Origin of the sequence: Mesorhizobium sp. B2-3-10, from assembly GCF_006442275.1 — a bacterium.
Classification (GTDB): domain Bacteria; phylum Pseudomonadota; class Alphaproteobacteria; order Rhizobiales; family Rhizobiaceae; genus Mesorhizobium; species Mesorhizobium australicum.
This window is the reverse complement of the sequence record NZ_VFVT01000004.1, coordinates 138,964-161,520: the sequence shown is the minus strand read 5'-3', so window position 1 is coordinate 161,520 and position 22,557 is coordinate 138,964. Positions and strand designations below refer to the sequence as shown.

Sequence of the window (22,557 nt, the reverse complement as noted above, 5' to 3'; positions counted from 1 at the left end):
TGCCGATGAAGTCCTATTCGATTGCCCTGATTCCCGGTGACGGCATCGGCAGCGATGTGACCGCCGCCGCCTGGACGGTGCTGGAAACGGTGGCCGGAAACTTCGGCTTTGCGCTGACCGGAACCGAGTTCCCCTGGTCCTGCAAATTCTTCAAGGATACCGGCCGCATGATGCCGCAGGACGGCATCGAGACCTTGCGCGGCTTCGACGCCATCCTGCTCGGCGCGGTCGGCTGGCCGGCGGAAGTGCCGGATTCCGTCTCGCTACACGGTCTGCTGCTGCCGATCCGCAAGGCGTTCGTGCAGTACGCCAACATCCGGCCGCATCGCCTGCTGCCGGGCGTCACGGGACCGCTGCGGGCGGAGAACTTCGACATATTGTGCATCCGCGAGAATACCGAAGGTGAATATTCTGGTGCCGGCGGGCGCGTGCATCAAGGCACGCTGGACGAGGTCGCCGTGGAGACCTCGATCTTCACCCGCGCCGGCGTCGAGCGCATCCTGCGCTTCGGCTTCGAGCAGGCGCGGGCAAGGCGAGGCAAACTTGCCTCCGTCACCAAGTCCAACGCGCAGAAATACTCGATGGTGTTCTGGGACGAGATCACGCGAAAGCTGGCCGCGGACTATCCTAATATCGAAGTCACCAGCTATCATGTCGACGCGCTTGCCGCGCGCATGATCATGGCGCCGGAGAGTCTCGACGTGGTCGTTGCCTCCAACCTGTTCGGCGATATCCTCACCGACATCGGCGCGGCAATCCAGGGCGGGCTCGGCTATGCCGCCTGCGCCAACATCAATCCCGGCCGCTCGGCACCATCCATGTTCGAGCCGGTGCACGGCTCGGCGCCCGACATTGCCCATCTCGGCATCGCCAATCCGGTCGCCGCCATCTGGTCCGGCGCCATGATGCTCGATCATCTCGGTGAAAAGGCAGCGGCCGACCGCGTCATCAAGGGGGTCGAGGCTGCAACCGCCAGAGGCATAGGCACCATTCCCGGCAAGGACCGGACGGAGGCCATCACGGCCGCCGTCGTCGCCGCGCTCACGTGATTGCAAGGTCGTATCCGATGAAAAACCTCAGAGACAAAGGCCTCTTCCGCGAAGCCGGCCTGATCGGCGGCGAATGGGTTGCTGCCGGCTCCGGCAGGACGGTCGACGTCATCGATCCGGCAACCCAGGTGGCGATCGGCACGGTGCCCGACATGGCCGGTCCGGAAACGCATGCGGCCATAGAGGGCGCGGCTGCCGCCTATGGGGACTGGAAGAAGAAAACCAACGCCGAGCGTGCTACGCTGCTGGAGGCATGGCATGGCCTGATGCTTGCGCATCTGGACGATCTCGCGCTGATCCTGACGACGGAACAGGGCAAATCGCTGGACGAAGCCAAAGGCGAGATCCGTTACGGTGCGTCCTTCGTCAAATGGTTCGCGGAGGAAGCGCGCCGCATCAATGGCCACACCATCCCCTCACCCACCTCCGACCGCCGCATCATCGTGCTGAAAGAACCGGTTGGCGTTTGCGGCATCATTACGCCGTGGAACTTCCCCAATGCGATGATCACCCGCAAGGTCGCGCCGGCACTGGCCGCCGGCTGCACGGTGGTGATCAAGCCATCCGAGTTCACGCCCTATTCGGCGCTGGCGCTCGGCGTGCTTGCCGAACGCGCCGGCATCCCCGCCGGCGTCATCAACATCGTCACCGGCATGCCCACGGAGATCGGCAAAGAAATCATGGCGAACGAGGCCGTCCGCAAGATCTCCTTCACCGGCTCGACGCGGGTCGGCTCGCTGCTGATGCGCGGGGCCGCCGACAGCGTGAAGCGGCTCAGCCTCGAACTCGGCGGCAACGCGCCCTTCATCGTCTTCGACGACGCCGATCTCGACCTCGCCATCGAGGGTGCACTCGTCTCGAAGTTCAGAAACGGCGGCCAAACCTGCGTCTGCGCCAACCGCATCCTCGTCCAGTCCGGCGTCTATGAAGCCTTCGCCGCCAAGCTATGCGCCCGCGTCAACGCCATGACGGTCGGACCGGGCACGCAGCCCGGCGTCGCCATCGGGCCGATGATCAACATGGCAGCGGTCGAGAAGATAAACCGCCACGTCGAGGACGCGCTCGCCAAGGGTGCTGCGATCATCACCGAGAAGCCGGCATTGCCCGACGGTCCTCAATATGTCGCGCCGCTGGTGCTGACCGGCGCCACGAAAGAGATGCAGCTTGCCGGTGAGGAAACGTTCGGCCCGGTCGCGCCGCTTTTCCGGTTCGAGACGGAAGAGGAGGCGATCGCGCTGGCCAACGGCACGCCCTACGGGCTTGCTTCCTACTTCTACACCGAAAACCTGAAACGCGCCTGGCGCGTCGGCGAGGCGTTGGAGTTCGGCATGGTGGGGTTGAACACCGGCTCGGTTTCGATCGAGGTCGCCCCTTTCGGCGGCGTCAAGCTGTCCGGCCTCGGGCGAGAGGGCGCGCAGGCCGGCATCGAGGAGTATCTCGAGATGAAGAGCTTTCACATCGGCGGGCTCAGCTGAGGCAATTTTTTGCCCAAGCCGGGCCAGACCGGCGATCACTGAATCCGGTCGAGCGCCTTGTAGTAGAGGCCGACCATCGGCAGGAACCAGGGCTTGCCGGAGTAACCGGGAATGGACGGCCATTCGAGCCCCTTCATCGGATTGCGGTCCTCGCGGCCGAGCATGGCATCGGCCAGGATCATGCCGAGATGGGTGGAAAGCTGCGCACCGTGGCCGGAATAGCCCATCGCGAACCAGACACCGTCATGGTAGCCGGCGCGCGGGAAGCGGTCCTTGGTCATGTCGACCAGCCCGCCCCAGCAATAATCGATCTCGACCTTGGCCAGCTGCGGAAAGATCGCCGCGAGGCCTGCCCGCAAGATCTCTCCGCTCCTGGCGTCGGAGCGCTGGTCCGATGTCGCCGAAAAGCGCGCGCGGCCGCCGAAGATCAGGCGCCTGTCGGGCGAAAGCCGGAAGTAGTTGCCGATGTTCATCGAGGTCACGCATGTCCGGTTGCCGGGCATGGTGGCGGCGATCTCGGCGTCGCTCAACGGCCGCGTGGCGATGATGAAGCTGCCGACGGAGATGATCCGGCGGCGGAAATAGCCGAAATCAGGCGTCGTATAGGCGCCGGTCGCCACCAGCACATTATCGGCGCTGATCCGGCCACGCGAGGTGGTCAGCTCATGCCTGCCGCCGGCCTGCTTGCGGCCCGTCACCGCCGCGTTCTCGTGGATCTCGGCGCCGTGGCGGGCGGCTGAAGTGGCGAGACCCGCGACATAGCGGCCCATATGCATCATGGCGCTCTTCTTCGACAGCATCGCGCCGTGGAAGGGTGAACCGATCTCGGACTTGAGATCCGTCGCCGACAGCAGCGCCGTGTCCGGATCCACCTCGGCGTGAAGGGCTTCGAAATTGCGGGCGATTGATGCAAAATGCTGCGGCTTGGAGGCGAGCTTCAGCTTGCCGGCGCGGCGGAAATTGCAGTCGATGCCTTCCTCCGCGACCAGCGCCTCTATGGTGTCGACGGAGTCGTCCAGCGCCCGGTAGAGCGCGATTGCGCGGTCCTTGCCGAGCTCCGCCTTGGCGGAGAGATAGCCGTGGGCAAGGCCGTTGTTGAGGTGCCCGCCATTGCGGCCGGATGCGCCCCAGCCCACCCACTCCGCCTCCAGCACGACCACCTTGGCGCCGGCCTTCGCCAATTGGCGCGCGGCGGCGAGACCGGTGAAGCCACCGCCGATGACGGCGGCATCGTAGTGCCCCTCGACCGGGCCTTGCGCCCCGCCGGAAAAGGCAGGGGCGGTGTCGTGCCAGTAGGAGACGAACTTCATCGGGAATCCGCCTGTTTCAGAGACCGACCACGCCTGCAAGACCCGAAATGTCCGATATTTCGACATAGCCGTAATACGGGTTGGCTGGTTCGTGGCCGCGATTGACCCAGACCTTGTTCTTGATGCCGAGGTCGTGTGCCGACATCAGGTCGTAGCGGAAAGAGGACGAACAGTGAAGAACGTCCTCGGGGCCGCAGCCCAGCCTGTCGAACATATACTCGAAGGCTTGAAAACGAGGCTTGTAGGCCTGCGCCTCCTCAGCCGTGTAGACGGCATGGAACGGCGCACCAAGCTTTTCGACATTGGACATGATCTGCGCGTTCATGGCGTTGGACAGGATGACCAACGGAATTTCCTTGGCGACCTTCGCCAGGCCGGCCGGAACGTCGGCGTGCGGCCCCCAGGTCGGGACGCGCTCATAGATCACTCTGGCATCGTCGGCGCTGAAGGCAACGCCGTTGCGCTTGCAGGCGCGCTCGAGCGCATTGTGGACGACATCGGCATAGGGCTTCCAGTCGCCCATGATCTCGTCGAGCCGATACGCCGCGAAATTCTTGATGAACTCCTGCATGCGCGGCTCATCGAGCCGGCTGCCATAGAGATCGCGCGCCGCTTCCGCCATCTGGAAAAAGGTCAACGTGCCGTAGCAGTCGAAGGTGATGTATTTGGGCCTGAAGGAAGCCATGTCCGTCGATCTCCGGTGGAAGCACATCCGCGCTGGGATGTATTTCATCATAGGGCCGCCGGTGGCGACCCACCTGACCGAAATCGCCCTCCCGAAAGCAGAAAGTTCCGTATCCACCCGCTGGTTTGGCACGCTGTAGCATCTGGCGTGCCGATCGCGGCGCCGCGACCGGCGTGAAACGCATCCGCCGCGGCCAGTGCCAGCACAAGATGCGGTGCACCGCTTGCGCTACGGCGAAAGATACCGCCGAAGCCGATGCCTTCAGATGATCTGCGGCGCGCCGATGGCCGAGACTTGGGCACTAAACGGAAGGATGCCTCATGCAGCAGGGCGAGATCGAACTCCAGACCTTCGGGCCGGACCATATCGAGGGCGCCGTAGCGCTTTCTCGCCAGGAGAATTGGCCGCATCGCCCGCAGGACTGGCAGATGGCGCTGCAGCTCTCGAACGGTGCGGTCGCGCTCGACGACCAGGGCCGCGTCACCGGAACCATCCTGGTAACGCCCTATGGCATGGATTGCGCCATGATCAACATGGTGATCGTCGACAGGACTGTGCGGGGCAAGGGGCTTGGTCGCCGGCTGATGGATCAGGCCTTCGCCCTTGCCGGCGACCGTCCGTTGCGGCTCGTCGCGACAGCGGACGGCATTCCTCTCTATGAAAAGCTCGGCTTCGTGCCGTCCGGTACGATCCGGCAACATCAGGGCAGCGTTTCCAAGCTTGGTGCGCCCGACGGCGTGGAAGCTGCGGACACCGCCGATCTCCCGGACATCAAGGCGCTGGACCGCGACGCCTACGGCGCCGACCGTGAAGCTCTCATCGATGCGCTGGCGGAGCGCGGCCAATTCGCCGTCATCCGCCGCAACGGCGCCATCGAGGCCTATGCCGCAATCCGCCCGTTCGGACGCGGCGAGGTGATCGGTCCGGTCATCGCGGGAAGTACCGACGAGGCTAAGGCCCTGATCGGCTTCTTTGCCGCGCCACGTCCCGGCGCCTTCCTGCGCGTCGATACCGGCAGCGGGACCGGCATCGCCGGCTGGCTGGAGGACATCGGCCTCGCCCATGTCGGCGGTGGCGTGGCCATGGACCGTCCACCCAAGACGAACATGGAACAGGCATGGCCAAGAGTTTACGCCCTCGCCAACCAGGCGCTGGGCTAGTCCGGAGGATAGAATGCTCGCCAATTCCCTGATCGAACTCGACCGCGCCCATCTCGTCCACCCGGTCTCTTCATACCGTGGTCATGAGGCGCAAGGCGTGCGCGTCTTGAAATCGGCGAAGGGGGCGACCGTGACCGATGCGTCCGGCCGGCAACTTCTCGACGGTTTCGCGGGACTGTGGTGCGTCAATGCCGGCTACGGCCACGACAGCATCGTCGAGGCGGCTGCCCGGCAGATGCGCGAGCTTCCCTACGCCACCGCCTATTTCGACCTCGGCTCTGAGCCGGCCATCCGGCTCGCATCGGAACTGGCCGAGCGCGCGCCCGGAGATCTCAATCACGTCTTCTTCACACTTGGCGGGTCGGACGCGGTCGATAGCACGGTCCGTTTCGTCCGCTACTACTGGAATGCCAGGGGCGAGCCAAAGCGCGACCAGTTCATTTCCATCGAGCAGGGCTATCACGGCTCGTCGGTGGTCGGCGCGGGCCTGACCGCCCTGCCCGCCTTTCACGCCGGTTTCGGCATTCCCTTCGAATGGCAGCACAAGATCCCCTCCCCCTATCCCTATCGCAACCCGGTGGGCGAGGAAGGGAACGCGATCATCGCCGCATCACTCGCCGCGCTGAAGGCCAAGATCGAGGAGATCGGGCCGGAGCGGGTCGCTGCCTTCTATGCCGAGCCGATCCAGGGCTCAGGCGGCGTCATTGTTCCACCGAAAAGCTGGATCAAGGCGATGCGCGAGCTCTGCCGGGAATACGGCATCCTGTTCATCGCCGACGAGGTGATCACCGGCTTCGGCCGCACGGGACCCTTGTTCGCCTGTACCGATGAGGACATCGTTCCCGATTTCATGACGACCGCGAAGGGGCTGACCTCGGGCTATGTTCCCATGGGCGCCGTGTTCATGGCCGATCATGTCTACGACGTCATCGCCGATGGCGCGGGCTCCTCGGCGGTCGGTCACGGCTACACCTATTCCGCTCATCCCGTCAGCGCCGCCGTCGCGCTCGAAGTGTTGAAGCTCTATGAAGCCGGCCTTCTGGAGAATGGCATCAAGGCCGGCGCTCGCCTGATGGGGGGCTTGGAGGGCCTGAGGGACCACCCGCTCGTCGGCGATGTGCGCGGCCGCGGCATGCTTGCCGCGATCGAACTGGTGGTCGACAAGCGGAAGAAGACACCGCTTCCGGCGTCGGCCATGCCGGCGCGGCGCGTCTTCGACAGGGCATGGGACAATGGCCTGATCATCCGTGCCTTTGCGCATGGGGTTATCGGCTATGCACCGCCGCTCTGCTGCACCGACGGCGACATCGATGCGATCATCGAGCGCACGCGCCGGACGCTCGACCAGACACTGGACGATCCCGACATCCGCCAGGCCCTGGCATGACGGCAGACCAATGCCCCGTGTTTCGAAATAGCGCCGGGGCAGACGATTTCGCAATTTTGTGCCGCCCCCTCGCGCCTTTTCGGCGAATCCAGCGCGGGGGAAGTGCCAGACTGCTTATAAGACAAGGCCAGAAAGCTTGGATTTCCGGGCCTTCGAAAAAGGCCGACGCCCCTGACAGCACGGAATTTTGTTCTGTTCAACACATGCAATTCGGCCGTACGCAGAGGAGACCCAGTCTTGGCCAGGGGCTTTAGCGAATTCAAATACATGACCTTCGATGTCGTCGGCACGCTGATCGACTTCGAAGGCGGGATAACGACCTGCCTGGCCGGAATCGCCGCCGAGGCCGGCGTTTCGCTCGATGGTGAGGAAGCGCTGAGCCTTTACCGGCAGGCCCGCTACATGCCCGATGCGAGCCTGTTTCCCGACGATCTCCTACGTGTCTACATGGTCATCGCGCCACGGCTCGGCCTGCCGGCCGAGGAGAAATACGGCATCCGCCTGCGGGACTCCGCCAGCGTCTGGCAAGGCTTTCCTGACAGCGCGGCGGCATTGGCCGAGCTTGCGAAATCGCACAGGCTGATCGCCATGACCAATGCCCGGCGCTGGGCGCTCGATCATTTCGAGAAGCAACTCGGATCGCCCTTCTTCGCCACCTTCACGGCCGACGATACCGGCACGGAAAAACCGGACCCGGCCTTTTTCCAGAAGGTCTTCGATTTCGTCGCCTCAAGGGGCGACAGCAAGGATGACATCCTGCACGTCGCGCAAAGCCAGTATCACGATATCGGCATATCCCGGGCGCTTGGCTTGACCAACTGCTGGATCGAGCGCCGGCATGCCCAGAAGGGCTATGGCGGCACGATCGAGCCCGAGCGCTTCACCGTGCCGGACTACCACTTCACCTCAATGGCCGCGTCGGCGTCGGCCGTACGGGAAAGCCTGAAGCAACGAACCTGAGCCCAAGCCCGGAAAGCCGCGTCAAGACGAGCAAGCCGGAAAACAAACAGAAAGGGGAATGATATGACCGACAAGATCACGAACTGGACCAGCGCAGACGATGCCATGGTCGAAAATGCCATTCGGCGGGGCGCGAGCCGCCGCGAACTCCTCAAGATGCTGTTGGCCGGCGGCGCCGCGGTTGCCGCGGGCAGCATGGTGCTTGGCCGCGCCACCAATGCCGTCGCCGCCACGCCGGTTTCCGGCGGCAGCTTCAAGGCCGCCGGCTGGTCGTCCTCGACCGCCGACACGCTCGATCCGGCAAAGGCGTCGCTGTCGACCGACTATGTCCGCTGCTGCTCGCTCTACAACCGCCTGACTTTCCTCGACAAGGATGGCGTCACGCAGATGGAGTTGGCCGAAAGCTTCGACAGCAAGGACGCCAAGACCTGGACGGTGAAGCTGCGTAAGGGCGTCACCTTCCACGACGGCAAGGCCCTCACCGCCGACGACGTCGTCTTCTCGATGAAGCGCCATCTCGATCCGGCGATCGGTTCCAAGGTCGCCAAGATCGCCGCGCAGATGACCGGTTTCAAGGCCGTCGACAAGTCCACGGTCGAAATCACGCTCGCCGATCCGAATGCCGACCTTCCGACCATCCTGGCGCTGCATCACTTCATGATCATCGCCGATGGCACCACCGACTTCTCCAAAGGCAACGGCACCGGCGCCTTTGTGCTGCAAACGTTCGAACCAGGCGTGCGGTCGGTCGTCACCAAGAACAAGAACTACTGGAAATCCGGCAAGCCCTACCTCGACTCGTTCGAATTCATCGCCATCAGCGATGACAGCGCCCGCGTGAACGCCCTGCTTTCCGGTGACATCAACTTCGCCGCCTCGATCAATCCGCGCGCGATGAAGCTCATCGGCGGCCAGCAGGGCTTCGAATTGTCGAAGACGACCTCGGGCAACTACACCGACCTCAACATTCGGCTCGACATGGATCCCGGCAACAAGGCCGACTTCGTGACCGGCATGAAATACCTCGTCAACCGCGAGCAGATCGTCAAATCGGCATTGCGCGGCCTTGGCGAAGTCGGCAACGACCAGCCCGTCTCACCGGCGAACATCTTCCACAATGCCGACCTCAAGCCGAAGGCCTTCGACCCGGACAAGGCCAAATTCCACTTCCAGAAGTCGGGCCTGCTCGGTCAGTCCATCCCCGTGGTCGCCTCCGATGCCGCGACCTCGTCGATCGACATGGCGGTGATCATCCAAGCCGCCGGTGCCGATATCGGCATGAAGCTCGATGTCCAGCGCGTCCCGTCCGACGGCTACTGGGACAATTACTGGCTCAAGGCGCCGGTCCATTTCGGCAACATCAATCCACGCCCGACGCCGGACATCCTGTTCTCGCTGCTCTACGCCTCCAACGCGCCCTGGAACGAAAGCCAGTACAAGTCGGAGAAGTTCGACAAGCTGATGATCGAGGCGCGCGGCTCGCTCGACCAGGCCAAGCGCAAGGAAATCTACGGCCAGATGCAGACCATGGTCTCCGAAGAGGCCGGCACCATCATCCCAGCCTACATTTCCAACGTCGATGCCCTCTCCAGCAAGGTGAAGGGTTTGGAGGCGAACCCGCTCGGTGGCATGATGGGCTACGCAATGGCGGAATATCTCTGGCTCGAAGCCTGAGAGGCGCCTGCCAGGGACCGGACAGCCGGTCCCTGGCACTTATTGCGCAACATGGCTTGGCCGAACGCAACCGCAGGAGCGCTTCCATGACGTCTGGGGTTCTAAACCTCGTGTTGAAGCGGCTGGCAATCGCGGTCATCACGCTTCTGATCGTCCTGTTCGCCGTTTTTTTCGCCACCAGCATGCTGCCCGGCGACACCGCGTCGATCCTGCTCGGCCAGGCGGCGACACCCGAAGCCGTCGCCGGCCTGCGCGAGGCCATGCATCTCAACGATCCGGCAATCCTGCGCTTCCTGCGCTGGCTTCTCGGCCTGCTCCACGGCGATCTCGGCACCTCCTATGCCAATGAGATGCCGGTCGCGGCACTGATCGGCGGGCGCTTCATCAACACCATGGAGCTCGCCGGCATCACCACGCTGCTCTCGGTCCCCCTGGCGCTGACGCTGGGCATCACCGCCGCCATGCTGCGCGGCTCGCTCTACGACCGCACCGTCACCATTCTTTCGATCGGCGTCATCTCGGTGCCGGAATTCATGGTCGCCACGCTGGCGGTCCTGCTTTTCGCCGTTTATCTCAAATGGCTGCCAGCGCTTTCCTCGGTCAATGAGGCGCATACGCTGACCGACCTCGTGCGCATCTATGCAATGCCGGTGATCACGCTCACCTTCGTCATCTCCGCCCAGATGATCCGCATGACCCGCGCCGCGGTGATCGAAACGCTCTCCACGCCTTATGTCGAGATGGCGCTTCTCAAAGGCGCCTCACGCGGCCGCATGGTGCTCAAGCACGCACTCCCCAATGCGCTCGGGCCAATCGTCAACGCGGTTGCGCTGTCGCTGTCCTATCTGGTCGGCGGCGTCATCATCGTGGAGACGATCTTCAACTATCCCGGCATCGCCAAGCTGATGGTCGATGCCGTCGCGACCCGCGACCTGCCGCTGATCCAGAGCTGCGCGATGATCTTCTGCCTTGGCTATCTCTTGCTCATCACCGTCGCCGACATCATCGCCATCATGTCCAACCCGAGGCTCAGGTGACGATGGCGCGCGTGGCAGCTTCCCGACGGTCATTTCTTGGCCACAGCTACAATCTCGTGGGCGTCGTGGCCGCGCTGGTCATCCTGGCGTGGACGCTGATCGCCATCTTCGCGCCTTGCATCATTCCCCATTCGATCGGCGATATCGTCGACGACGATTATTTCGGCCCGATGCGTCAGGGCCTATGGCTCGGCTCGGACTATCTGGGCCGCGACATGCTCTCGCGGGTGCTGATGGGCGCGCGCTACACCGTCGGCATATCGCTCGCAGCCGTCGCCATCGCCTGCTTCTCGGGCGTCGTGCTGGGGATGATCGCTGCCGTCACCGGCGGCTGGCTCGACAGCTGCCTTAGCCGCTTCCTCGATGCCATGAACTCCATCCCCAGCAAGCTGTTCGGCCTTGTGGTCGTCGCCGCTGTCGGCTCGTCGATCCCGGCGCTGATCCTGACGCTCGCCGTCATCTATATTCCCGGCGCCTACCGTTTCGCGCGGGCGCTCGCGGTCAACATCAACAGCATGGACTTCATGACCGTCGCTCGCGTCCGCGGCGAAAGCACCGCCTATCTCATCGGGTCCGAGATCCTACCCAATATCATGCGCCCGGTTCTGGCCGACTTCGGCCTGCGCTTCGTCTTCATCGTGCTCTTGCTCTCAGGCCTGTCCTTCCTCGGGCTCGGCCTGCAGCCGCCGCTCGCCGACTGGGGCGCGCTGGTGCGCGAGAACATCGGCGGCCTGCCCTTCGCGGCGCCCGCGGTCATCATTCCGTCGCTGGCGATCGCCAGCCTCACCATCAGCGTCAACCTGCTGATCGACAACCTGCCGCAGAAGATCAGGGACAGGGACGCATGACCAATCTCGTCGAGGTCAGGAACCTAAGGATCGAGGCGACGACCGACGCCGGTCGTGTCGTCGAAATCATCAAGGGCGTCAGCCTCGACATCGCCGATGGCGAGATCGTCGCCCTGATCGGTGAGAGCGGTTCCGGCAAGACGACGATCGCGCTCTCGCTGATGGGCTATGCGCGGCCTGGCTGCCGGATTACCGGCGGCGAAATCAATGTCAACGGCAAGAACATGGCGGCATTTTCCGAAAAGCAGCGCGCCAGGTTGCGCGGCACCGACATTGCCTATGTTCCGCAAAGTGCCGCCGCCTCCTTCAACCCCTCGTCCACCATCATGGAGCAGGTGATCGAGGTTACGCGCATCCACGGGCTGATGTCGCCCGAGCAGGCGCGCAAGCGCGCGGTCGAGCTGTTCCGGGCCTTGTCGTTGCCGGATCCGGAAGGGATCGGCGCGCGCTACCCGCACCAGGTTTCGGGCGGGCAATTGCAGCGGCTGTCGGCGGCCATGGCGCTCACCGGCGATCCCAAGCTGATGATCTTCGACGAGCCGACGACGGCACTCGACGTGACGACGCAGATCGACGTGCTGAAGGCATTCAAGTCGGTCATGCGGGCGGGCGGAATAGCGGGGGTCTACGTTTCCCACGACCTCGCCGTCGTCGCCCAGATCGCCGACCACATCGTCGTGCTGAAGGGCGGCGAAGTGCAGGAGACAGGCACCACGGCTCAGATACTTTCGGCTGCCCAGCACCCCTATACGCGCGAACTGCTGGCTGCCTTCGAGCCGAAACCGCGGCAAGCGCATGCGGACGCGGATGCCGGGACGAAAGAGCTGCTGCGTATCGACAATGTGACCGCCGGCTACGGCGCGGTGCGGGGTGACGGACTGCCGATTATCCGCGCGGTTGATTCCGTCACCCTAGTCGTCGAGAAGGGACGCAATCTCGGCGTCATCGGCGAATCCGGCTGCGGAAAATCGACGCTGGCGCGCGTCATCGCCGGCATCCATCCGGCGGCGGCCGGCGACATCGTCTTCGACGGCAAGGAATTGGAGCGCACTGCGGGGAAACGCAGCCAGGACCAGCTGCGCGAGATGCAGATCGTGTTCCAGTATGCCGACACCGCGCTCAATCCAGCCAAGCCGGTGGAGGACATCATCTCCCGCCCGCTGGCCTTCTATCACGGGCTCGACAGACAGGCGCGCTCGAAGCGCGTCGACGAACTGCTCGACATGGTTCGCCTGCCGAGGGGCCTGCGCTATCGCCGTCCGTCGGAGCTCTCGGGTGGCCAGAAGCAACGCGTGAACTTCGCGCGCGCTCTGGCGGCCGACCCCAAGCTCATCATCTGCGACGAAATCACCTCGGCGCTCGACACGGTGGTCGCGGCCGCGGTGATCCAACTGCTCAAGGAGTTGCAGCGCGAGTTGGGCCTTTCCTATATTTTCATCAGCCACGACCTCTCCGTCGTCGAAGCGATCTGCGACGAAATCATGGTCATGTATAATGGGCAGCGGGTGGAGCAGATCACGCCCGACAAGTTGCAGGCGCCCACCCACCCCTATTCCAAGCTTCTGTTCTCCTCCGTGCCGAAGCTCGATCCGACGTGGCTCGATGGCCTCGTCCGCGATCCCGAGCTTGTCAGCCAATACGGCCATCGCTAGAGCCGCTCAGCATTTTACGGAAACGGTGAGCCGCTCTGACTACATCGGGAACAGGCTGGGCAACGGCATGTGCGCCTTGACGATGGGAGATTTCAGCACCACGAAGCTGAAACACTTGTCGATGCCGATATCCATGTCGCTCAGCCGCTCCATGATCTCCTGATACTCGCCGATGCCGGCGGCCACGAATTTCATCAAATAGTCGTAGCGGGCGGAAACGCGGTGGCATTCGACGGCCGCATCAACCTTGTCGACGGCGGCAAGGAAACGCGCGAAGTCGATCTGTCGATGGTTCTTTAGCGTGACTTCCGTGAAGACGGTGAGCGTCCGTCCCAGCTTTGCGATGTCGATCTGCGCCGAATAGCGCACGATATAGCCTTCAGCCTGCAGCTTCTTTACCCGCATCAGGCATGGGCTGGGGGAGAGACTGACCCGTTCGGCCAACTCCACATTTGTGATGCGGCCGTTCTTCTGCAGCTCGTACAGAATCTTGATGTCGATCCGATCGAGTTTCATGGGCCTTGTCTACAATTGCGAGCAGAGCCGGTAGGCCTCATAGATCGACGAGTAGATGTCCCGGCTGGCGACCGCGTCTCCTATGCGGTGCAGGACGAACGATCCGGCAGCTTGGGAACTATTATCCCCGTCCGTTGCCGTTCCCGTCATCAGCGCTATGTCGGTGACGCCGTTGTTGGCGGAGCGCGCACGCAGTTCCTGGTAGGTATCCTCCATGGGCACGGTGCCGCGCTCGACAATGAGTTGGGCCGCGGTCATTTCTGTTTCCGCACCAGTGAGTTCATGCCGGAACGTGGCGGCGATGCCGTTGCCCTGGCGCGCTGCCTTGACCAGACGCATATCGCTGACGACGCGGATGCCGCGTTCCGAGGCGCGTTTGCGGAAACTCACCCGGTCCGGATAGGGCGTCTCGATCGCCAGCGTGTCGTCCGCTATGGCCAGGCTGGCCACGCGCCCGTGTTGGGCGAGATGCAGGGCGCAGGAAATTGCGGCCTGGCGTCCGGTCTCGTCGTAGATCAGCACATCGTGCTTCGCCGGCACGACTCCGGTCAGGACGTCCCATACGCTGTCGCAATGTTCAGCGAACGCCGCCGGTGGCGACGATGACCGCGCCCGGTTCCGCAGCAATGACGATTTCTGCCTCCGCATAGGTGTTGAGACGGACTTCCACTGCAAGCCGCGCGAGTTCGTCTACGCGCCAGTCGACTATGCCGATGAGATCCCTGCGATCGGACGCCGAGGCCGCGATGAGCACTTGCCCACCAAGCCGCGCCCCAGCTTCGAGCAGGCTCACTCTGTGGCCGCGCTCGGCGGCGACCCTTGCCGCTTCCATCCCGCTCGGGCCACCGCCGATCACTACCACCCGTTTCGGCGTTTCAGCCCGCATGATGGTATGGCTGATGATCGTTTCATGGCCGCTCGCCGGGTTGTGAATGCACTGCACCTTCTTGTAGAGGCAGTAGGACGCGCCGACACACGGGCGAATGCGTTCTTCTTCGCCGCGCATCACGTTGTTGACGATATGGGGGTCGGCAATATGCGCTCGGGTCATGCCGACCAGGTCGACAAGGTTCTCGCGGATGGCATGGCGGGCCGTCGCTATGTCCCGAATGCCTGCGGCGTGGATCACGGGCAGCCTGGTTTCCCGTTTGAACTGTCCGACCAGCGGCAAGAACGGCGCGCTCTGGCTGAACATGCCGGGCATGTTCTGCTCAGCCAGCGACAGATCGGTGTCCATGCGGCCAAAGATGCAGTTGAAGAAGTCGATATGGCCTTCCCGCTCGAACAGCCTGGCGAAGGCAAGGCATTCCTCGAAATCCGAGCCATCCTCGACCGCCTCGTCGATCACGAACCGGATGCCGACAGCGAAGTCGTCGCCCACCGCGCGGCGGATCGCCTCGTGAACCATCAGGCCGAAGCGTGCGCGGTTTTCCAGCGAGCCGCCGAAGCCATCCGTGCGCCTGTTGGTTCTGAGCGAGAGGAATTGCCCGATCAGATGGCCGCCGGTGACGGTTTCAACGCCGTCCAGACCGCCGTCCACGCAGCGCCTAGCGGCACTGGCGTAATCCTTGATGATCCTGTCGATGTCGGCGGCGTCCATCTCCTTTGGAAAATTCCGGTTCCGCGTCTCGCGAACGCGTGACGGCGCCACCGGCGGCAGCCAGTTTCCGGCATAGGCGGTAGCGCGCCGGCCAAGGTGTGAGACCTGGCACATGATGGCAGCGCCATGGCGATGCACCCGCTGCGACAGCGACTGGAGATGAGGCACGATGCGGTCGGTCGAGAGGTCCAACTGACCGCCGCCCCAGCTCGAGTCGGGCGACGTCATGGCCGAGCTGCCCACCATGGTCATCGCCAGGCCGCCGCGCGCTTTCTCCTCGTGGTAGCGTTGGTAGCGCTCGAGCGGCAGGCCGCCATCGTCCAGCATCGAGGCATGGCTGGTGCTGACGACGCGGTTGCGCAGCGTCAGACCCTTGAGCCGAAACGGCTGAAGCAGAGGATCGCTGGATGTGCTGCCCGCTTGAGATGCCGCTGCCTTCACGTCCTGCTCCCCCATTCATCAGGGTTATACTTCGCCATTTCCGAGATCGTAGAAAGCTTGTAAATTGTTGGGGTCGCTATACGCTGGGCGTATGGCTGGTTTCGCAAAACTCGTTCCTTCCGCGCGCGGACTGCTTGTCTTCGAAGCTGCTGTCCGGTCGGGTAGCTTCACGGCGGCGGCGCGCGAGTTCAACGTCACGCAACCATCGATCAGCCGCAGCATTGCCCAGCTCGAGGCCGATTTTGGTGTTGCTCTTTTCACGCGGGGTCCTGCGGGGTTGACCCCGACCCCGGAGGGACGTGCCCTCTATTCGGCGGTGCGGGAGGGATTTGACGGCATTGCGGAGGCGATCCGCAGGATCAGGCAGAACAGCGCTGCAAAGCCGGTGGTGACTCTTTCCCTTTCGAGTTCTCTGGCAACCTATTGGTTCGTTCCGAGGTTAGGGGCATTCAACACCAGGTTTCCTGACGTCGACCTGTGGTTCGAACTGATCGCGGGCGTTCTGCGAGGACCCGCCGAGACTGTCGACCTTGCCACGAGGCTGATGACGACACCCACTATCACCATTGGGCATTCTCGCCGGAGATCATCGTTCCGGTGTGCAGCCCATCCTATTTGTCGGCCCACGGCCGGCTGATCCATGCCGGAACCGGGGAAGGTCATGCCTTGCTTCACCTGACCGACGCCAAGGAGCAGTGGCTGGACGCCTGGGGCAGTGTGGCGGACCGCAAGACCAGCAGGGCAAAGTGGCTCGAATTCTCGGACTACGCGGTCGTGCTTCAAGCCGCGATGAACGGGGAAGGCGTGGCGCTCGGCTGGCTCAGCAACGTTTCAAGGGCATTGCTTCAGGGAACCCTTGTCCCGGCCTCGGACAGGCAGATCAAGACGGGTCGGATCCATCAGCTGATAGCGCCGCGCTCAAGGCCGGTACGGCCTGTCGTCTGCCTGGATGATCGCCGAGATGCAAGCCGAATTGAAGGCACTGCACCGGATATTGCGGCCGGACGCCTTGTAGCGGGCCGCAGGCGACAAGCGCGGCGCGGTCGCCGCGGACTACCTCGGAAACAGGCTGGGCAGCGGCATGTGCGCCTTGACGATCGGCGACTTCAGCACCACGAAGCTGAAATACTTGTCGATGCCGATATCCATGTCGGTCAGCCGCTCCATGATGGTCTGGTACTCGGCGATGCCGGCGGTCACGAACTTCATCAAATAGTCGTAGCCACCCGACACGAGGTGGCATTCGATGACCTGGTCGATCTTCTCAACCACGGCGAGAAAGCGGGCGAAATCCACCTGGCGATGGTTCTTCAAGGTGATTTCGGTAAACACGGTCAGCGTTTGGCCGAGCTTGCCGATATTGATCTGCGCGGAATAGCCCTCGATGTAGCCCTCCGATTGCAATCTCTTGACCCGCATCAGGCACGGGCTTGGCGACAGGTGCACCAGATCAGCCAGTTCCACGTTGGTGATGCGGCCATTCTTCTGCAACTCGTACAGAATCTTGATATCGATCCGATCCAGTTTCACTGTCGTCTCCGCAGAACATGCCGCAGCACAAAATGCTGCCTTGCTCATAGACATTGACACTACCACAGCCCGTGGGTCTGTCCATCCAAGCGGAGAGCGCTTTGAAACGCAGCGGCTCCCGATTTTGACTGCGTTGCCGGAATAAAATTCTGCTTCGGCCGCAACTGCGGCAGCGGCTGCCTGCGCAACGCGTTAAATTGGCGCGTCAAGGCAGAGAGACCATGCGCGCACCCCTACAGAAAATCGAGACATCCGGAGACCTGCCACGGATCGCGGACGCGGTGGTGATCGGCGGCGGCATCGTCGGTATCTTCGCGGCCTACTACCTGGCACGGCGCGGCATGAAGGTGGCGCTCGTCGAAAAGGGACGCATCGGCGCCGAGCAGTCTTCCAGGAACTGGGGATGGTGCCGCCAGCAGAACCGCGACGCGCGCGAGTTGCCGATGGCGACAAGAAGCATCGACCTGTGGGGCAGCTTTGCGGCGGAAACCGGCGAAGAAACCGGCTTTCGCCGCTGCGGCCTGCTCTATCTCAGCAACGACGATGCGGAACTGGCCGGCTGGGTGCGCTGGCGTGACTTCGCCAAAACGGCTGGCGTCACGACGCATATGCTCGACGGCGCCGAGGCCTGCGAGCGGGGCCGCGCCACTGGCCGGACATGGAAGGGCGGCGTCTTCTCGCCCACCGACGGCACCGCCGATCCGTCGCGGGCAGCACCCGCGGTCGCCCGCGCCATCCTCAAGCTTGGCGGCTCAGTGCACCAGAATTGCGCCGCGCGCGGTATCGAGACCGAAGGCGGCCGCCTGAGCGGCGTGGTCACCGAAAGCGGAACGATCCGGACCAAGATGGCTGTGCTGGCCGGCGGTGCCTGGGCCTCCTCCTTTTGCCGGCAGTTCGGTTTCCGTTTTCCGCAGGCGTCGATCCGCTCGTCCATTCTGTCCGTCTCGCCAGGCGCGGAAGGTCTGCCGGATGCGCTGCACACGAAAGGGATCTCGGTCACGCGTCGCGGCGACGGCGGCTACACGCTCGCCATAAGCGGACGCGGGCGCGTGGACGTTACGCCGCAGCAGTTGCGCTTCTCCTCGCAGTTCCTGCCGATGTTCCTGAAACGGTGGCGCAGCCTCGCGCCTGGCGGCCTGCAGGGCATGCGCTCGGGTCACGAAACGCTCCGACACTGGCGGCTCGACCAGCCGACACCGATGGAGCGGATGCGCATCCTCGACCCGGTTCCGGACCAGGCGACCATCCGCCTGGCCCACGCCCGGGCGCTCGAGCTGCTGCCGGCACTGCGCCAGACCAGGATCAGCGCGACCTGGGCCGGCTACATCGACAGCACGCCCGACGGTGTGCCTGCCATTGGGGAGATCCATATCGTTCCGGGTTTCTTTTTGGCTGCCGGGTTCTCGGGGCATGGCTTCGGCATCGGACCCGGCGCCGGGCATCTCGTCGCCGATCTGATGACCGGCTCCAAACCGATTGTCGATCCGCAATCCTATGATCCCAGGCGCTTCGACGCTTCGTCTTGGGGGAAGGTCGCCGACTTCTAGACGTGATACAGGCAGACATACCAGGTCGGCCCAGAATCGCATCAGCCGTCCCGCAGAAAGGCGCCGATAGGCGCCGGGCGGACAGGCGCTTGCCCGCGGAACCGACCGACAGCGCCAGGCGTGCAGCCGGTCTGCGCCGCGATGAGTTCGACGGCGGCCAGCTGACAATAGCGCCCCTGGCATCGCCCCATGCCGACGCGCGACAGCGATTTCACCCTGTTGGCTTCGCTACCGCCGAAATCAGTGCTCTGGCGTAGGGCCGCGGCGGTCACGTTCTCGCAGCGGCAGACGACCGCGTCGGGGAGTGCCCGCGCCATCGCCGTCGGCCAGGGAAAGGCGCGAGCCAGGCCGCGGGCAAAGCGTTCGAGCCGTGCGAGTTTGCGCAAATCGGACGCGGTGGAGGGCGCTGGAAATCCGAGATCGGCAAGGCACGCCACCGCGGCAAGACGCCCCGCGATCTCCGCGCCGTCTGCTCCCAGAAGACGAACTCCATCGCCCGCAAGATAGACTCCGTTGCCGGCGCGGCCCATCTCATCGGTCTTTGGCAGCCATTGCCGCCACTGCTCGTCATAAATGAAGGCACATCCCGCCAGGTCGGCGAGATGCGTTTCGGCCCGCAAGTGCCAGCCCATGCCTATCGTGTCGCATAGCGTGAGATGTTCCCTGCCGCCGGCGTCGTGCCAGCGGATCGCGGTGACACCTTTGCCGTCGGCCTCGATCCGTTCGAGCGTCACGCCGGCATGATAGCGGCCGCCGAGCCTCGCCCGCGGGGCGAGACCGCGCAGCGCGACCAGCGGCCGGGCGGCAAGGTCCCAGAGTCCCCGCATCTGCTGGCGCCGGGAAGAGGTGTCGAGCACCGCCACCACATCCGCTCCAGCCTTGACGAGTTGGGCGCCAACCAGCGTCAGCAAAGGCCCCGATCCGATCAGGACGATGCGCTGCCCCAGCGCCACGCCCTGCGCCTTGAGCGCGATCTGCGCCGCGCCAAGGCTGTAGACGCCGGCACTCTGCCAGCCCGGGACCGGAGCGACACGGTCGGATGCGCCCGTCGCAAGGATCAGGCGGTCATAGCTGACCAGCTGTACGCCGCCCTCCCCCAACACGTGCAGCCGCCCCTCCTGCAAGGCGATGACCGAGCTTGCCGCGCAATGGGTGAGGCGCCCCTCTTCGGCCAGCCGGTCGAAGAGGGCATGCAATGCGACCGCTTTCGCCGCCTCCGACCCGTAGAGCTGCTCCGGCGTGCGGACGAACCCGGCAGGTGGGCGGCGGTAGATCTGCCCGCCGGCGCGCTGCCCTTCATCGATCACCACCGGGTGGAGCCCGGCCTCGACCAGCATGGCCGCGGCCCTTATGCCGGCGGGACCGGCGCCGACGATCACGATCCGCGGCGAGGTCTCGCTCACGGCCAGCTCTCCGGCTCCGTTGTGCGCAACCGCATGCCTTCGGTGATCGGGGCCGAGCACGCGCGGATGCGCGGTCCCTCGTCCTGCCATATCCAGCAATCCTGGCAGGCTCCCATCAGGCAGAACCCGGCGCGCCACTCGGGTCCGAACTCGGATTTTCGCAGCGCGTGTCCTGATGCCAGCATGGCGGTCAGCACGGTGTCGCCCGCCAATGCGCTACACATCTGTCCGTCGAGAAAGAAATGCAGGTGCGCCCGCCCGAATTCGGCCAGCCGGACGATGCGGCCGGCGGTGATCATTCCGCCGCCTCTCGCACCGGGCCAGGACGAGGCAGTTCCGGGAACCGTTCGCAAACAGCGTCGAACGCCTGCTGGACGCCTTCCGGCCCCGAACGGCCCTTCATGCGGCGGAAGATCTCCGTCTTGGTGAAGAACCGCCAGTGGATCGGCAAATCTCCCAGTATGGCCGTGAGCCGGTCATAGGCGGCCGGCGTCCACTGCGCTTCGTAGCCGTCGCGCTCCGGACCGAAATGGAAATGGCCGGCGGCAGGCGCCTGCCGCGCGCGCAATTGCCCCGTTGCCTGCTCGTCGCTCTCGCCGCCGCGGATGACGACGCCATAGCCGTGCTCGGCCGCAGCCGGCGAGACATAGCCTCGCCGCACATCCTGCGCGACCCGCCAGGGTTCGCGTTGATGCGGATCGCCGCGCCCGCCGCCTCCGGCGGAGCGTATCTCAAGCACGTCGCCGGGCTGCAGCACAGTGGTGTCGATGTTGCCCAGCCGCCGCTCATGCTCGGTCCCTGGATTGACGATCATGTCCGACAGGCCGGCCGCCTTGCCGCCCAGCACGCCCCAGGGACGAAAGAAGCTGCGGTCGCGGTTGCGCGCCGTGATCCTGGAATCGGGGGCAAAGACACGGAAGGCCATTTCGGTCGCCAACCCGCCGCGCCAACGCCCCGCCCCGCCGCTATCCCTGGCGAGCCCGTATTTCACGAATTCGACCGGGGTCTCGGTCTCGGTGATCTCGATCGGCGTGTTCTTGAGATAGGCGGCATCCGCGCCCGATCCATTGGTTCCGTCGCGATGCGGCATCGCCCCGCCGCCGCCGACCACGGGATTCACCGCCGTGATGACGGTCCGGTAAGTGCGCTCGTCCGTGGTCATGACATTGACGATGCAGTTGTTGCCGGCCGGAGCTGCTGGCAGGCGCTCCGGCACCGTTTGCGAGAAGGCGCCGAAGATGACCGACCGCAGCCGGGCGCAGGTGAGCGAGCGCATGCCCACGGCGGCGGGGTGTACCGGGTTCAGCACGGAGCCCCGGGGCGTGATGCAGGTAAACGGCCGGGTAAGGCCGGTGTTGAGCAGGATCTTCGGGTTGAGCGTGTAGAGCACGTAGTAGACGCCAACCAGCAGCATGGTGTGTCGCGGGTCACCGCCCGAAGGCACGTTGAGCGAGGAGCCGAGCTGCGGATCGGAGCCGGTGAAGTCGAGCACCGCCTCGTCGCCCTTGATCGTCAGCGTCAGCTTCAGCCGGCACGGATTGGCCTCGACGGAATCCTCATCGGCATAGTCGCAGAAATCCCATGTGCCGTCGGGCATGGAGCGCAGCACGTCGCGCGCCTGCGCTTCCGCCTGGTCGAGAAGAGCGGAAACGCCTTCGATGAAGCCTGCCTTGCCGAACTTCCTCACCATTGCCTGGATCTTGCGCTCGCCGGTGTTAAGCGCGCCGACCAGCGCCTTGATGTCGCCGATGTTGAGGTCGGGCTTGCGCACATTGGTGCTCATGATCCGCAGGATAGTCTCGTCGAAGACGCCCTCTCTCACCAGCTTCATCGGGGGAAAGCGGATGCCTTCCTGATGGATTTCGGTCAGCGCCCGGCTGAGCGAAGCCGGCACGGCGCCACCCATATCGGTGTTGTGGATATGCCCGCCGGTCCAGGCGACGATCTCGCCATCGACGAAGACCGGCTTCCAAAGATGCGTGTCGGGCGCGTGCGTGGCGACGTGTCCGGAATAGGGATCGTTGGTGAAGGCAATATCTCCCGGCCGGTAGTCATCGACCATGGCGATCGCGCGGTGATACGAAAGCCCCGGATACCAGGTGGCGCCGAGCTCCATCGGCACGGCGAAGGTCGCGCCTGAACGGTCCATCAGCATCACGGTAAAGTCCTGCGTCTCCTTGACGAAGGCGGAGTGCGCGGTGCGGTGCAGCGTGTGCGCCATGTTCTCTGCGGCCGCGCGGGCATGGTTCGCCAGAACCTGAAGGTTTGTCCGGTCAAACAAGG

21 protein-coding genes and 1 pseudogene are annotated in these 22,557 nt (G+C 64.2%); 13 read left to right on the top strand and 9 right to left on the bottom strand.

Features of this window, described 5'->3' with window-relative positions; all coding sequences use genetic code 11:
* Positions 1-5 precede the first annotated feature (5 nt).
* Both FJ943_RS13470 and FJ943_RS13465 read left to right on the top strand, forming a co-directional pair.
* Positions 6-1,049, top strand: coding sequence for a tartrate dehydrogenase (locus FJ943_RS13470; RefSeq protein ID WP_140663693.1), 1,044 nt, complete (start codon positions 6-8; stop codon positions 1,047-1,049).
* A 17-nt stretch (positions 1,050-1,066) separates the two neighbouring features.
* Positions 1,067-2,524 (top strand): NAD-dependent succinate-semialdehyde dehydrogenase, encoded by a 1,458-nt coding sequence (locus FJ943_RS13465; protein ID WP_140663695.1) that lies wholly within the window; start codon positions 1,067-1,069, stop codon positions 2,522-2,524.
* 35 nt (positions 2,525-2,559) lie between these two features.
* Here the strand turns inward: FJ943_RS13465 and FJ943_RS13460 are convergent, their stop codons facing one another.
* Positions 2,560-3,834, bottom strand: coding sequence for an FAD-binding oxidoreductase (locus FJ943_RS13460; protein ID WP_140663697.1), 1,275 nt, complete (start codon positions 3,832-3,834; stop codon positions 2,560-2,562).
* 16 nt (positions 3,835-3,850) lie between these two features.
* Positions 3,851-4,519 carry a haloacid dehalogenase type II gene (locus tag FJ943_RS13455; RefSeq protein WP_140663699.1) on the bottom strand — a complete coding sequence of 223 codons (669 nt, stop codon included), beginning with the start codon at positions 4,517-4,519 and terminating at the stop codon, positions 3,851-3,853.
* Between FJ943_RS13455 and FJ943_RS29615 the strand changes: the two genes are divergently transcribed.
* The 8 genes from FJ943_RS29615 to FJ943_RS13420 all read left to right on the top strand — a co-directional run bounded on the left by FJ943_RS29615 (position 4,518) and on the right by FJ943_RS13420 (position 13,237).
* A complete protein-coding gene (locus tag FJ943_RS29615; protein ID WP_181173042.1) occupies positions 4,518-4,658 on the top strand; it encodes a hypothetical protein in 141 nt (46 codons plus the stop codon). The genes FJ943_RS13455 and FJ943_RS29615 overlap by 2 nt on opposite strands.
* A gap of 181 nt (positions 4,659-4,839) precedes the next feature.
* The gene (locus FJ943_RS13450; protein WP_140663701.1) at positions 4,840-5,679 is read left to right on the top strand and encodes a GNAT family N-acetyltransferase; all 840 of its coding nucleotides are present in this window, start codon (positions 4,840-4,842) and stop codon (positions 5,677-5,679) included.
* A 13-nt stretch (positions 5,680-5,692) separates the two neighbouring features.
* Complete coding sequence (locus FJ943_RS13445) at positions 5,693-7,066, top strand: aspartate aminotransferase family protein (RefSeq protein ID WP_140722094.1); 1,374 nt, start codon at positions 5,693-5,695, stop codon at positions 7,064-7,066.
* A gap of 237 nt (positions 7,067-7,303) precedes the next feature.
* Positions 7,304-8,026: an HAD-IA family hydrolase gene (locus tag FJ943_RS13440; RefSeq protein ID WP_140663704.1), complete on the top strand. Its 723-nt coding sequence runs from the start codon at positions 7,304-7,306 to the stop codon at positions 8,024-8,026.
* 63 nt (positions 8,027-8,089) lie between these two features.
* Positions 8,090-9,700: an ABC transporter substrate-binding protein gene (locus tag FJ943_RS13435; RefSeq protein WP_140663706.1), complete on the top strand. Its 1,611-nt coding sequence runs from the start codon at positions 8,090-8,092 to the stop codon at positions 9,698-9,700.
* A gap of 86 nt (positions 9,701-9,786) precedes the next feature.
* Positions 9,787-10,737, top strand: coding sequence for an ABC transporter permease (locus tag FJ943_RS13430; RefSeq protein WP_140663708.1), 951 nt, complete (start codon positions 9,787-9,789; stop codon positions 10,735-10,737).
* Between the two features lie 2 nt (positions 10,738-10,739).
* Positions 10,740-11,585, top strand: a complete 846-nt coding sequence (locus FJ943_RS13425) for an ABC transporter permease (protein WP_140664008.1) — start codon at positions 10,740-10,742, stop codon at positions 11,583-11,585.
* On the top strand, positions 11,582-13,237 hold the full coding sequence (locus FJ943_RS13420; protein WP_140722086.1) for an ABC transporter ATP-binding protein: 1,656 nt from the start codon (positions 11,582-11,584) through the stop codon (positions 13,235-13,237). The genes FJ943_RS13425 and FJ943_RS13420 overlap by 4 nt, the downstream gene beginning before the upstream one ends.
* Positions 13,238-13,276: 39 nt before the next feature.
* Here FJ943_RS13420 and FJ943_RS13415 read toward each other — a convergent pair whose 3' ends face one another.
* The 3 genes from FJ943_RS13415 to FJ943_RS13410 are packed head-to-tail and all read right to left on the bottom strand — an operon-like array spanning position 13,277 to position 15,794.
* The gene (locus FJ943_RS13415) at positions 13,277-13,753 is read right to left on the bottom strand and encodes an Lrp/AsnC family transcriptional regulator (protein WP_140663712.1); all 477 of its coding nucleotides are present in this window, start codon (positions 13,751-13,753) and stop codon (positions 13,277-13,279) included.
* Positions 13,754-13,762: 9 nt separating this feature from the next.
* A complete protein-coding gene (locus FJ943_RS30235) occupies positions 13,763-14,293 on the bottom strand; it encodes a hypothetical protein (RefSeq protein WP_318011848.1) in 531 nt (176 codons plus the stop codon).
* Positions 14,294-14,330: 37 nt separating this feature from the next.
* Positions 14,331-15,794, bottom strand: coding sequence for an NADH:flavin oxidoreductase (locus FJ943_RS13410; protein WP_348642087.1), 1,464 nt, complete (start codon positions 15,792-15,794; stop codon positions 14,331-14,333).
* A 91-nt stretch (positions 15,795-15,885) separates the two neighbouring features.
* Between FJ943_RS13410 and FJ943_RS29955 the strand changes: the two genes are divergently transcribed.
* Together FJ943_RS29955 and FJ943_RS29950 are read left to right on the top strand one after the other, a co-directional pair.
* On the top strand, positions 15,886-16,431 hold the full coding sequence (locus FJ943_RS29955) for a LysR family transcriptional regulator (RefSeq protein WP_224720454.1): 546 nt from the start codon (positions 15,886-15,888) through the stop codon (positions 16,429-16,431).
* A pseudogene (locus FJ943_RS29950) lies at positions 16,392-16,673 on the top strand (LysR family transcriptional regulator); the annotation flags it as partial. The gene FJ943_RS29955 and the pseudogene FJ943_RS29950, both read left to right, overlap by 40 nt.
* Positions 16,674-16,847: 174 nt before the next feature.
* Here the strand turns inward: FJ943_RS29950 and FJ943_RS13400 are convergent.
* The gene (locus tag FJ943_RS13400; RefSeq protein ID WP_127327820.1) at positions 16,848-17,324 is read right to left on the bottom strand and encodes an Lrp/AsnC family transcriptional regulator; all 477 of its coding nucleotides are present in this window, start codon (positions 17,322-17,324) and stop codon (positions 16,848-16,850) included.
* Between the two features lie 221 nt (positions 17,325-17,545).
* Between FJ943_RS13400 and FJ943_RS13395 the strand changes: the two genes are divergently transcribed.
* Positions 17,546-18,871, top strand: a complete 1,326-nt coding sequence (locus tag FJ943_RS13395) for an FAD-binding oxidoreductase (protein WP_140663714.1) — start codon at positions 17,546-17,548, stop codon at positions 18,869-18,871.
* 41 nt (positions 18,872-18,912) lie between these two features.
* Here the strand turns inward: FJ943_RS13395 and FJ943_RS13390 are convergent, their stop codons facing one another.
* Genes FJ943_RS13390 through FJ943_RS13380 form a run of 3 tightly spaced genes read right to left on the bottom strand, consistent with a single transcriptional unit; the run spans position 18,913 to position 22,555 of the window.
* Positions 18,913-20,274, bottom strand: a complete 1,362-nt coding sequence (locus tag FJ943_RS13390; protein ID WP_140663716.1) for an FAD/NAD(P)-binding oxidoreductase — start codon at positions 20,272-20,274, stop codon at positions 18,913-18,915.
* The gene (locus tag FJ943_RS13385; protein ID WP_140663718.1) at positions 20,271-20,573 is read right to left on the bottom strand and encodes a (2Fe-2S)-binding protein; all 303 of its coding nucleotides are present in this window, start codon (positions 20,571-20,573) and stop codon (positions 20,271-20,273) included. Before FJ943_RS13385 ends, FJ943_RS13390 begins: the two co-directional genes overlap by 4 nt.
* Positions 20,570-22,555 carry a hydantoinase B/oxoprolinase family protein gene (locus FJ943_RS13380; protein ID WP_140663719.1) on the bottom strand — a complete coding sequence of 662 codons (1,986 nt, stop codon included), beginning with the start codon at positions 22,553-22,555 and terminating at the stop codon, positions 20,570-20,572. The genes FJ943_RS13385 and FJ943_RS13380 overlap by 4 nt, the downstream gene beginning before the upstream one ends.
* Positions 22,556-22,557 lie beyond the last annotated feature (2 nt).

Bases quoted from the DNA above. Each gene is read 5' to 3' on its own strand.
- FJ943_RS13470 (WP_140663693.1), top strand. From the start codon at position 6: ATGAAGTCCTATTCGATTGCCCTGATTCCCGGTGACGGCATCGGCAGC.
- FJ943_RS13465 (WP_140663695.1), top strand. From the start codon at position 1,067: ATGAAAAACCTCAGAGACAAAGGCCTCTTCCGCGAAGCCGGCCTGATC.
- FJ943_RS13460 (WP_140663697.1), bottom strand. From the start codon at position 3,834: ATGAAGTTCGTCTCCTACTGGCACGACACCGCCCCTGCCTTTTCCGGC.
- FJ943_RS29615 (WP_181173042.1), top strand. From the start codon at position 4,518: ATGTCCGTCGATCTCCGGTGGAAGCACATCCGCGCTGGGATGTATTTC.
- FJ943_RS13455 (WP_140663699.1), bottom strand. From the start codon at position 4,519: ATGGCTTCCTTCAGGCCCAAATACATCACCTTCGACTGCTACGGCACG.
- FJ943_RS13450 (WP_140663701.1), top strand. From the start codon at position 4,840: ATGCAGCAGGGCGAGATCGAACTCCAGACCTTCGGGCCGGACCATATC.
- FJ943_RS13445 (WP_140722094.1), top strand. From the start codon at position 5,693: ATGCTCGCCAATTCCCTGATCGAACTCGACCGCGCCCATCTCGTCCAC.
- FJ943_RS13435 (WP_140663706.1), top strand. From the start codon at position 8,090: ATGACCGACAAGATCACGAACTGGACCAGCGCAGACGATGCCATGGTC.
- FJ943_RS13430 (WP_140663708.1), top strand. From the start codon at position 9,787: ATGACGTCTGGGGTTCTAAACCTCGTGTTGAAGCGGCTGGCAATCGCG.
- FJ943_RS13425 (WP_140664008.1), top strand. From the start codon at position 10,740: ATGGCGCGCGTGGCAGCTTCCCGACGGTCATTTCTTGGCCACAGCTAC.
- FJ943_RS13420 (WP_140722086.1), top strand. From the start codon at position 11,582: ATGACCAATCTCGTCGAGGTCAGGAACCTAAGGATCGAGGCGACGACC.
- FJ943_RS13415 (WP_140663712.1), bottom strand. From the start codon at position 13,753: ATGAAACTCGATCGGATCGACATCAAGATTCTGTACGAGCTGCAGAAG.
- FJ943_RS29955 (WP_224720454.1), top strand. From the start codon at position 15,886: ATGGCTGGTTTCGCAAAACTCGTTCCTTCCGCGCGCGGACTGCTTGTC.
- FJ943_RS13395 (WP_140663714.1), top strand. From the start codon at position 17,546: ATGCGCGCACCCCTACAGAAAATCGAGACATCCGGAGACCTGCCACGG.
- FJ943_RS13385 (WP_140663718.1), bottom strand. From the start codon at position 20,573: ATGATCACCGCCGGCCGCATCGTCCGGCTGGCCGAATTCGGGCGGGCG.